Here is a 10,105-nt window from a genome sequence, read left to right as displayed (position 1 = left end):
CTTCCAGACTGCGAGGCAGCGTGTCATCACTATCAACGGACGAGTACGACAGTCCACAAACAGTCCGAGGCACTAGATCTGCCACGCGACGGCCCCTACGTAACCGGACCGCACTCCTCAGCAGTCTGCTCATCGGCTCGATCGTGTTGATCATGGTCGAGTCCGCAAGTGTTGGACCACTCGAAACCTCACTCAAAGAAGCAGCAAAAATTACTCTCGGTCACTTACTTCCGGGCATGCCATGGATGACAGACGGCACGATCACCGTTGCCCAAGATCGAGCCGTGTGGAATTTTCGCGTGCCACGCACACTATTGGCGGGCATCGCAGGCGCATCGCTCGCACTAGCAGGTGCACTGATGCAGGTGACGGTAAGAAACCCGCTCGCCGAGCCATACATCCTCGGAGTCTCAGCAGGCGCGGGTGTCGGTGCCGTCACCGCAATCGTCCTGGGCTCCGCAACACTATCCGGCGTGCCGATCAGCCTCGCCGCGTTCGCTGGAGCAGTCGTCGCCACCGCACTCGTGTATCTACTGGCTCAGCAACACGGCGTCATCGCACCGACGCGCCTCATTCTCGCGGGTGTGGCGCTCGGTGCGTTGCTCGCCGCAATCACCAATTTCCTCACGATCACCACTGAAGCTCAGAATGTCTACAGCGTCCTGTTCTTCCTCCTCGGTAGCGTCTCTGCCGCCACCTATAGCCAACTGCTCTTTCCTGCAGTGTGCCTCGTTGCCGTGTCTGTGTTGGTCATGCTCCGCTCACGGGACCTCAATGCCATGCTCGCGGGCGACGAGTCCGCCACAGCCCTCGGCGTCAACGTCGGGGTGATGCGCAAACTACTTCTCCTAGCGGCAGCGCTTCTAACAGGCGCTACGGTCGCGGTCGCCGGAGGTATCGGATTCGTGGGACTCGTCATCCCTCACGTCGCTCGCATCTTGGTTGGCGCGGACCACCGGCGAATGCTCCCCATCACAGTCCTCGGCGGTGCATGCTTTCTCATGCTTGCCGACCTGCTATCACGTACTATCGCGCAGCCCACGGAAATCCCGTTGGGCATCCTGACCGCGGTTGTCGGGGCCCCGTTCTTTCTCTGGTTGATGCGCCAGTCAAGCGCGATTCGCGGAGGGGTGGCCTAATGCGGGTGCACATTGAGGACTTGACCGTCACCCTTGACGGCAAACGCGTCGTGCACGGCGTCAACCTCGACGTACAGCCGGGACGCTTCATAGGGCTGCTCGGACCTAACGGGAGCGGGAAATCATCCCTCCTCCGAACGGTGTACCGGGTACACAAACCATCTAGCGGCACAGTGCGCATTGACGGACTCGACCTTAGAGACCTCTCGGCGCGCGAAACCGCCCGACTCGTCGCGGTGATGACACAAGAACTCGCACAAGACTTCCCCCTCACCGCACTCGAAGTGGCACTGCTCGGCAGGGTTCCCCATCAACGCGGGTTTGGCGGGGACTCTCGCTACGACCTCGACCTTGCCCACGACACACTTGAATCAGTCGGAGCTGGGCATCTTAAAGGCCGTCTCTTTGCCGCCCTATCCGGAGGAGAAAAGCAGCGGATCCTGCTCGCCCGCGCGCTCGTCCAGGAAACACCCGTGCTCATTCTCGACGAGCCCACCAACCACCTTGACATTGGCTTTCAACTCGAACTCATGACCATGATCCGCGAGCGTGGTTTGACCACAATCGCGGCATTGCATGACCTCAATCTCGCGGCCACTTTCTGCGACGACGTCGTGGTACTCAACGACGGCGGTGTGGCAGCATCCGGCACCCCGCACAACGTGCTCACCCCTGAACTGATTTCTGACGTGTTCGGAGTCGCCGCCCACACTCTGATCCACCCCTCCGATGGGCGACCAGTTATCGCCTTCTCCACTCAACAATGCACTGCACAAGTCACCTCCCACACGTAAGGATCACCATGAAACGGAACTCCACGACCCTCGTCAGTGTGTCGCTAGCTGCGGCAGCCACATTTGTGCTGTCCGCCTGTGGCCAATCAGTAACTCCCGCAGGCGAATCGGATAGCGCGGAAGCTCGCACCTCAGAAACTCGTACGGTGGAAAATTGCGGTCGCTCAGTGTCGGTTGCAGGCGATGCGCAGCGCGTGGTGTCGATGATGCCCGGCACGACAGACCTGCTGGTGCGCCTTGGCGTCGGCGATCGTGTTGTCGCGGAAGCTCAGTCAGGCGATACACCCCTTAATTCAGCTCTAGATCCTGACGTGGTCGAGGTGCTCAGCGTCGATTCGCCGCCGTCACGCGAGGTGCTACTAAATGTCGCACCGGACCTAGTCGTATCGCCCACAAGCTACGAATTCACCGCACAGCAAGGCTTCGCGAGCATCGACCAGTTGAGCGAGGCTGGTGCGGCTGCGTACATCGCGACTGCGGGATGCTTTGATCGCCGCAAGACCGCCGAAGTCACAGACATCCTGGACGACATCGAGAAGCTTTCGGTACTGCTCGACACAGAGGAGCAGGGCGCGGAATTGAGTAATCGCGTTACCGCTGAGATTGAAGAAATCGAGGCCGCCGTCGGCGACCGTGACAAGCCCACCGTGACGCAGCTGTTCATCGAAGGAACAACTATCTCAGCGATTGGTGCTGGCCTGGAATACGACATCATCCAGAAAGCGGGCGGCGACAACGTATTCCATCCAGACAGCCCTGAGTTTTCCGACTTCATCGCCGCCGTTATCTCGCCCGAAGAACTCATCGCCCGCAATCCTGACGTCATCGTCATCTCAGTCAGGGGCGACGCCCATGAGCAAGCGGTACGGGCGTTCCTCACCGACCGCTTCGCTGATGTTGCCGCGGTGCGCGACGACCGAATTGTCGCCGTCAGCAGCAACGCCGTGATGCCTGGAACATGGGGCAACATCGAGGTTCTTCGCCAACTCGCAGAGGCATTTCACCCAGAGGCGTTCTGATGCTCTCTGACTAGTCGGCTGCATCGTCGGCAGCTCTGTGTCGGGCCGATCGGGTGGATTGACCACCCATTGGCCCGACACACGCCTATGTGGCGAAGATCGCATTCCGCTACAGCGTTCAAGTACGAATAGTCCAGCGGTTCTTCGCAAACTGCGTTATGTCCTGCACTTACGCGGCGGTCGACACGCTGTTCGCAATATGCGCACCCGGCTTTGCCTACGCCACATTATGTTTCGCGAATCGGTCCAATCGGTTGCACCCCGAAAGGAACTTCACCAAAGGTGAGGCTAACCATATATCTTCTGGATTGTTGCGGGAAAACACCGGCAACGTCACGACAAGCAACCAGGAGGTATGTGCGAAATGCAGACGCAGGTGGCCACGCAGACGCGCCAAAACCTCCAGGCGAACTCCATGCCCTTCGTGCTTTCCCGCCCACACGGCACTGTGATCGCAGAAGGCGTCGCGGAACAATTTAGTTCCGCACACGCAGCGCTCGAACGCCTGCGCAGTGGCACAATCAGTGCCGTCGCCGGAGCCCTCCCTTTCGACCTCGAAGAACCAGCCGCACTCATCGCGCCCGTACGACTCATGCACGACTCCGCGCCACCCACAGCCACACCCACCTGGATTCCGCCTATGGCTGTCACCGGGTACTTTCCAGCCACCGCAGAACACACGTCACGCATCGAAGCAGCCATTGCACGCATGAGCGACAGCGCTTTAGAGAAAGTGGTTCTCGCGCGAGCCGTCACCATCAGCGCAAGCGAAGCAGTCAACCCGTCGGCGCTCTGTACGCGGCTCGTCGAACGCGACCCACACGGAAACGGTTACGCCGTCGACCTCAGCGCCGCGGGCGGGACATGGGTGGGACGCCACCTCATCGGCGCGAGCCCAGAAGTTCTCGTCTGCCGCACTGGACGCATCGTCACTTGCCACCCACTGGCAGGTTCAGCGCCACGGGACCTCGACCCTGAAATCGACCGCACCCACGCCGCCGAACTGCTGACGTCAACAAAAAACCTCACCGAACACGCATTTGTCGTTGACCACATTCGCAGGGCACTCATGCCGTACTGCCGGGAACTCCGGCTACCAAACAAACCAACCCTCACCAAAACTCGGGAACTGTGGCACCTCGGCACCCCAATCCGCGGAGAACTACGCAGCACCGACACCACCGCCCTCGATCTGGCCCTCGCACTCCACCCCACACCAGCAGTGTGCGGCACCCCCACCGCAACTGCCCGCGACGTCATCAGCAACGTCGAAGGCAACCGCGGATTTTATGCAGGAGCCGTCGGGTGGACTGACCACAACGGTGACGGCGAATGGATGGTCACCATTCGCTGTGTAATTCTCGACGCTGATCAGACCACACTTACCGCTTACGCGGGCGGCGGAATCGTTGCCGACTCCAACCCCGGTGACGAACTCTCCGAAACTAGCACCAAACTCCGCACCGTTTTTGACGCCTTCGAGGTGCAGGGGTGAACGGCATCACATTGGTCATCGGGGCAGGCCACGGCATCGGTAAGGCAACCGCCATTGCCCTCGCACAAGCGGGACGACGTGTGGTTATCGCGGACCTTGATCGCGCGGCGCTCGACGAAACAGCACAGCTCATAGGCGCCGCGCCCTACTTCCTGCTCGACGTGCGAGACCAAACCGCAGTCCACCGCACCATCGCAGAGATCGAATCAGAGCATGGACCCATCGACAGCCTCGCGCACGTCGCCGGGGTGTTAGAAACGGGATCAATTCTCGATACCAAACCAGCTGCTTGGCACGAGGTCTTTGACGTCAACGTCCACGGACTGGTGGGCGTCCTCCGCGCAGTGGGATCACGCATGCGCGATAGGCAACGCGGGTCGATCGTCGTCGTTGGCTCCAACGCTGCCGGAGTCCCCCGCGTCGGAATGGGGGCCTACGGCGCATCCAAGTCGGCTGCGGAAATGATCGTTCGCGTGCTAGGGCTCGAACTGGCCGAGTTCGGTATCCGCGCAAACATTGTCGCCCCCGGATCGACCGACACCACAATGCAGCGCTCCCTGTGGACCGACGAAGAAACCGGACGGCACGCCGTCATCAACGGCAATCTCGAGTCCTACAAAGTTGGCATCCCGCTCAGGCGAATCGCCGAACCCGCCGATATCGCCCACGCAGTCGAGTTCCTCCTTTCCGATCGAGCACGTCACATCACCATGCAAACCCTCTACATAGACGGAGGTGCGACTCTTCGTGCCTGACCTCAGCCTTCACCCCCAGTACCCCGACGAATTCGCTGCTCGCTACCGCGCCGCTGGGTACTGGACTGACGAAACATTTCAACAATTCCTGCCTCGCCGGGCCGAACAGTTCCCAGACCACGTAGCCGTCATAGGTCATGACTCAGCAGGGGTGCAGCGAAGCCTGACGTACGCCGAACTGTCCGCATCAGCCGAGAGGATCGCGGGAGGGTTCGCCGAACTCGGAATCCAAGCCGGTGACCGCGTTGTCCTGCACATGCCCAACATCATCGAACACACCGAGGTGCTTTTTGGGCTCTTCAGGCTTGGCGCCCTGCCAGTCTTTGCGCTACCAGCGCACCGCAGCTCTGACATTGCGCACTTCATCAACTTCACCGACGCCGCAGCATACGTAATCGCGGACCGGCACAGTGGTTTCGACTACCGAGAGATCGCCCGAACAGTTGCAACCGGCCGTATGGTCGTCGTCGCAGGCGAAGCCGCAGAATTCACGGCGCTCACCGATCTGCGCGCGGCAGCGCCGCTAGCGCCAACGCCCGTTAATCCGGAGTGCATTGCCTTCCTACAACTTTCGGGCGGCACCACCGGCACACCAAAACTCATCCCCCGCACCCACGCCGACTACCTCTACTCAGTGCGTGAATCCGCGTCGATCTGCGGCATCACAAAAGACACCCGGATGCTCGTGGTGCTGCCTGCCTCCCACAACTTTCCGATGAGTTCACCGGGCATTCTCGGCGTCCTACACGCAGGCGGCACCGTAGTACTCGCGCCCGACCCCAGCCCGACTACCACGTTTACCCTCATCGAACAGCACCGCGTCACCATTTCATCGCTCGTACCGCCCCTTGCGCTCGCATGGCTGTCCGCTGCGAAAAACACCACCCGCGATCTGACGTCACTGGAAGTGCTGCAAGTAGGTGGCGCAAAATTCACCGAAGAAGCCGCCCGACGTATCGGCCCCGAACTCGGTTGCACTCTCCAGCAGGTCTTCGGTATGGCGGAAGGCCTCGTCAATTACACGCGGCTGGACGATCCAACCGACACCATCGTGACCACCCAAGGCCGACCCATCAGCCCCGCCGATGAAATTCGAGTAGTCGACGACAACGACAACGACGTCGTACTCGGAAAAAAGGGGCACCTGCTTACCCGTGGGCCTTACACCATTCGGGGCTACTTCAACGCCGCCGAACACAACGCCGCAGCTTTCACCCACGACGGCTTCTACCGCACCGGCGACATTGTCCGTGTCACACCCGACGGATACATCGTCGTCGAAGGGCGCAGCAAAGACCAGATCAACCGCGGCGGAGAAAAGATCGCACCCGAAGAAGTGGAAAACCACCTCATCGCGCACCCCCATGTTCTCGACGCCGCCGTGGTTTCCGTCCCCGACACCTACCTCGGCGAACGCACCTGCGCCTTCATCGTCGCCGACGGCACCCCCCCGAATCCGTTGGTACTGAAATCGTTCCTCCGTGGCCGCGGGGTTGCAGGCTTCAAAGTACCCGACCTCATCCACATCGTTTCCGAATTCCCCGCCACTGGAGTTGGCAAGACTAGCCGGTCAGAGTTACGCCGCACACTCGCCAGCACCTGGGAGAAAGTGACATCCCGATGACATCCACACTGCCCAAAGCGATCTCCTACGCACTGCCGCACGTCGAGTCCAACAATGTTGCAGACTGGTCAATCGACCCAGATCGGGCAGTGCTACTTCTGCACGACATGCAGGAATACTTCGTCCGATCCTTCGAGCGCAACGCCGAACCGCTCGCAACAGTGATCCCCAACATCGCCCAAATCCGCGAAAACGCCAAGCTTGCCGGAATCCCCGTCGTCTACACAGCACAACCAGGAAACCAAGACCCCGACGACCGCGCTCTGCTCTCAGACTTCTGGGGCCCAGGCCTCAGCAACGATCCCCGCGAGACCGCAATCGTCGGTGACCTCGCACCGGAGGACTCCGATGTCTTGCTCACCAAGTGGCGCTACAGCGCATTCATCCGCACCAACCTTCGTGCACTCATGCACGAATGGGGCCGCGACCAACTCATCGTCACCGGTGTGTACGCCCACATCGGATGCCTCACCACCGCACTCGACGGCTTCATGCAAGACGTCCAGGTCTTCCTCGTCTCAGATGCTGTCGCGGACTTCACCGCACGCGAACACCGTGAGGCACTCGCCTACGCCGCAGCCCGCTGCGCTGTCGTCCTTCCTACCTGCGACGTAGACGCGGCCTTGCGCGCCGCTCGCGTCTAACCTGCCACCCCACCACCCTAAGGAACACCATGAGCGTCCAGGCCCCCGCCGAATACGACATCGCCGGAATCGGTTTCGGCCCGTCCAACCTGGCGTTGGCCATAGCAATCGAAGAACACAACCACACGGTTGCCGAACCGCTGCGCGCGGTGTTCTTCGAACGGCAACAGCGCTTCGGCTGGCACCGAGGAATGCTGCTCGACGGCACAACAATGCAAGTAGCCTTCCCCAAAGACCTCGCTACATTCCGCAACCCCACCAGCGCCTACACCTTCTTCTCCTACTTGCACGATCGCAATCGGCTTGCCGACTTCGTCAACCACCAAACCTTCTTCCCATCCCGGAAGGAATTCCACGACTACCTCGAATGGGCGGCAGGAAAAGTTGATGCGGACGTCCGGTATGGCACCGCCGTCACCAGAATCACCCCGGCTGCTGACGGAACCGCGCATAGCGTCGAAGCAGGCGGTACAACCGTGGTCGCCCGTAACGTCGTCGCCGCGCTGGGCTTACGTGAACGCCTACCCGAGGACGTCACCGCCTCCCGGCGCTGCTTCCACAATCACCAGTTCCTCCACCACATCGAACGGATGCCGCAACCGCAGCACCAGCGATTCGTCGTCGTCGGTGCAGGCCAAAGCGCCGCAGAAATCGTCGACTACCTACACAGCCGGTACCCAACAGCAGCCGTGCACAGCGTGTTCTCTCGGTTCGGATACAGCCCGGCCGACGACTCCCCCTACGCCAACAGAATCTTCGACCCTTCCGTCGTCGACGAATTCCACTACGCACCAACCGAGGTACGACAACGACTCCTCGCCCTGCACCGCGGCGTGAACTACTCCGTCGTCGACCCCGAACTCATCGCCCACCTCTACGAAACCGAATACCAGGAACGCGTCACCGGCCAGCGACGCATCTTCATGCACCGGGCATCGCGAGTCGACGGCGTCACAGAAACCACAGACGGCGTAACCGTGACAGTCCGTTCGGACCTCAACGGACATGCCGAAACGCTGAAGTGCGACGCCGTGGTCTGTGCAACAGGTTTCACTCCAACGCCGCTACATCCACTGTTCGGCGACATCATCAGTGAGCCACCCGCCGTCGCACGCGACTACCGCGTCATCACCGATCCCCGCATCCGAGCAGGCATCTACCTACAAGGCGGAGTCGAACACACGCACGGCATCAGTTCATCGCTGCTATCCAACGTCGCTGTTCGAGCCGGAGAAATACTGAACTCCATCGCTCAACGACGAACCGATGCTCGGGTGATGGGCGGGGAGTTGGCTGACCAGCATGCAGTGTGGGCTACCGCGCGTTGAGTGCGCGGGGTTTGGCTAGCGGAACAGTTCCCGCACGAATGGCAGCGAATCCCGCAGTGAGGCAGTCATCGTCGAGTCGTGATTGTCCGCCGGGTAGTAATGCACACGCACCGGCTGCTGATTTGCCCGCATTTGGGTCGCCAGGATTTCCGTCAACGGTGCCCACACGGTCGTGTCGATCCCTCCTTGCGCGATCAAGACCGGCCGCTCATACCCAGTTACAGGAACTTCCACGACTTCGCGCAGCGCGGAGAAAAACGGCACGTCAGTCAATTGACGAGTGAACAACGCCCCCAACGCGATTCCCTCAAGCTGGGCGCGCTGGTCGTGGTAACAAAGCCGCTCCGCATCGTCCACAACTGCGCGACCAAGTGGTGTGAGATAGCTGTTGATATTGGCCTCAGGGTGCGTTTCACGAACGCTCGCAAGCAAGTAGGACACAAACGTCGACAGGCCAGGTTGTCCCACATCCGGGAACCACGGCCCGAGTGTCGACACCAGATACTCCAATTGTGACGGCGCACCCGTCGCCACAGCACCGCGGAAATCAAGATCTGGAGCGTATCGACGCGCAATGTTGGCCGTCTGCAGGGCCGCATGGCCTCCCTGGGACTGACCCACCGCAACCCACGAACGTGATAGTGACGGTTCGGCGTTCCGCGCTGCACGCACGGCGTCAATCACACTGTACGCAGCGATCTCCCCGTTGAGATAAGGGTGCACACCCGGACCACCAAGGCCCGCATAATCACTCGCAACGATCGCATAACCCTCGGCCATCCATTCCTGCAAAAAGTCGAGATCGCGTTCCGATCTGCCCGTGACCGACGGCGCACAATCATCCGCGAGCCCCACAGTGCCGTGCGCCCAGGCGAGCACCGGCCAGCCGCCGGGTGGTGGGGTGCCTTCCGGCAGATACACAGCCCCAGAAACTGGTATCCGCTCACCGCGAGCGCCGACCGACCAATATGAAATACGGAATGCGTGTGCTGTACCTGGAATCCACTGATCAAACGGATGGTTGGACACCTCGATAACGGTGCCGGATTCTGCGGCAGTGGGTACCGCAGAAGCAGCAGGGGTGCCGACGAACACCCCAAGACCAACGACACAAGCGAGACTGAATGACGTGATGCGCACGGCAGGCATGCAGTAATTAAATCCCATCGTGTTGCAGATTCAGCACGGATTCGCGAACCGTTCACCTTGCAGACCCACCTGGGAATAATTTCACGCGAGTTGTACGTTTCGCGGACCTGCAACTATGTGTTTCACAAATGAATCCCGGCTCGCATTATTGCGGCCGG

9 protein-coding genes are annotated in these 10,105 nt (G+C 60.6%); 8 read left to right on the top strand and 1 reads right to left on the bottom strand.

The window, feature by feature from the left end:
• Positions 1-20 precede the first annotated feature (20 nt).
• The 8 genes from IEW73_RS00950 (at position 21) to IEW73_RS00915 (ending at position 8,798) form a co-directional block, all read left to right on the top strand.
• Positions 21-1,139, top strand: coding sequence for a FecCD family ABC transporter permease (locus IEW73_RS00950; RefSeq protein ID WP_229675629.1), 1,119 nt, complete (start codon positions 21-23; stop codon positions 1,137-1,139).
• Positions 1,139-1,933, top strand: coding sequence for an ABC transporter ATP-binding protein (locus IEW73_RS00945; protein ID WP_188669810.1), 795 nt, complete (start codon positions 1,139-1,141; stop codon positions 1,931-1,933). The genes IEW73_RS00950 and IEW73_RS00945 overlap by 1 nt, the downstream gene beginning before the upstream one ends.
• Before the next feature lie 8 nt (positions 1,934-1,941).
• On the top strand, positions 1,942-2,952 hold the full coding sequence (locus IEW73_RS00940; RefSeq protein WP_188669808.1) for an ABC transporter substrate-binding protein: 1,011 nt from the start codon (positions 1,942-1,944) through the stop codon (positions 2,950-2,952).
• 364 nt (positions 2,953-3,316) lie between these two features.
• Positions 3,317-4,447, top strand: coding sequence for an isochorismate synthase (locus tag IEW73_RS00935; protein ID WP_188669806.1), 1,131 nt, complete (start codon positions 3,317-3,319; stop codon positions 4,445-4,447).
• On the top strand, positions 4,444-5,202 hold the full coding sequence (locus IEW73_RS00930) for a 2,3-dihydro-2,3-dihydroxybenzoate dehydrogenase (protein ID WP_188669804.1): 759 nt from the start codon (positions 4,444-4,446) through the stop codon (positions 5,200-5,202). The genes IEW73_RS00935 and IEW73_RS00930 overlap by 4 nt, the downstream gene beginning before the upstream one ends.
• On the top strand, positions 5,195-6,826 hold the full coding sequence (locus IEW73_RS00925; protein ID WP_229675628.1) for a (2,3-dihydroxybenzoyl)adenylate synthase: 1,632 nt from the start codon (positions 5,195-5,197) through the stop codon (positions 6,824-6,826). Before IEW73_RS00930 ends, IEW73_RS00925 begins: the two co-directional genes overlap by 8 nt.
• Positions 6,823-7,470 (top strand): isochorismatase family protein, encoded by a 648-nt coding sequence (locus IEW73_RS00920; protein ID WP_188669800.1) that lies wholly within the window; start codon positions 6,823-6,825, stop codon positions 7,468-7,470. Before IEW73_RS00925 ends, IEW73_RS00920 begins: the two co-directional genes overlap by 4 nt.
• A gap of 29 nt (positions 7,471-7,499) precedes the next feature.
• Positions 7,500-8,798: a lysine N(6)-hydroxylase/L-ornithine N(5)-oxygenase family protein gene (locus tag IEW73_RS00915; RefSeq protein WP_188669798.1), complete on the top strand. Its 1,299-nt coding sequence runs from the start codon at positions 7,500-7,502 to the stop codon at positions 8,796-8,798.
• Between the two features lie 15 nt (positions 8,799-8,813).
• Here IEW73_RS00915 and IEW73_RS00910 read toward each other — a convergent pair whose 3' ends face one another.
• A complete protein-coding gene (locus IEW73_RS00910) occupies positions 8,814-9,947 on the bottom strand; it encodes an alpha/beta hydrolase family protein (protein WP_188669796.1) in 1,134 nt (377 codons plus the stop codon).
• Positions 9,948-10,105 lie beyond the last annotated feature (158 nt).

The sequence above is a fragment of the Hoyosella rhizosphaerae genome, from assembly GCF_014643175.1.
GTDB classification, from domain to species: Bacteria; Actinomycetota; Actinomycetes; order Mycobacteriales; family Mycobacteriaceae; genus Lolliginicoccus; species Lolliginicoccus rhizosphaerae.
The sequence above is the reverse complement of the archived record's forward strand: the minus strand, read 5'-3'. Positions and strand labels throughout refer to the sequence as shown.

What these genes read in the sequence shown, in the direction of transcription:
- IEW73_RS00945 (WP_188669810.1), top strand. Translation starts at nt 1,139, where the DNA reads ATGCGGGTGCACATTGAGGACTTGACCGTCACCCTTGACGGCAAACGC.
- IEW73_RS00940 (WP_188669808.1), top strand. Translation starts at nt 1,942, where the DNA reads ATGAAACGGAACTCCACGACCCTCGTCAGTGTGTCGCTAGCTGCGGCA.
- IEW73_RS00935 (WP_188669806.1), top strand. Translation starts at nt 3,317, where the DNA reads ATGCAGACGCAGGTGGCCACGCAGACGCGCCAAAACCTCCAGGCGAAC.
- IEW73_RS00920 (WP_188669800.1), top strand. Translation starts at nt 6,823, where the DNA reads ATGACATCCACACTGCCCAAAGCGATCTCCTACGCACTGCCGCACGTC.
- IEW73_RS00915 (WP_188669798.1), top strand. Translation starts at nt 7,500, where the DNA reads ATGAGCGTCCAGGCCCCCGCCGAATACGACATCGCCGGAATCGGTTTC.
- IEW73_RS00910 (WP_188669796.1), bottom strand. Translation starts at nt 9,947, where the DNA reads ATGCCTGCCGTGCGCATCACGTCATTCAGTCTCGCTTGTGTCGTTGGT.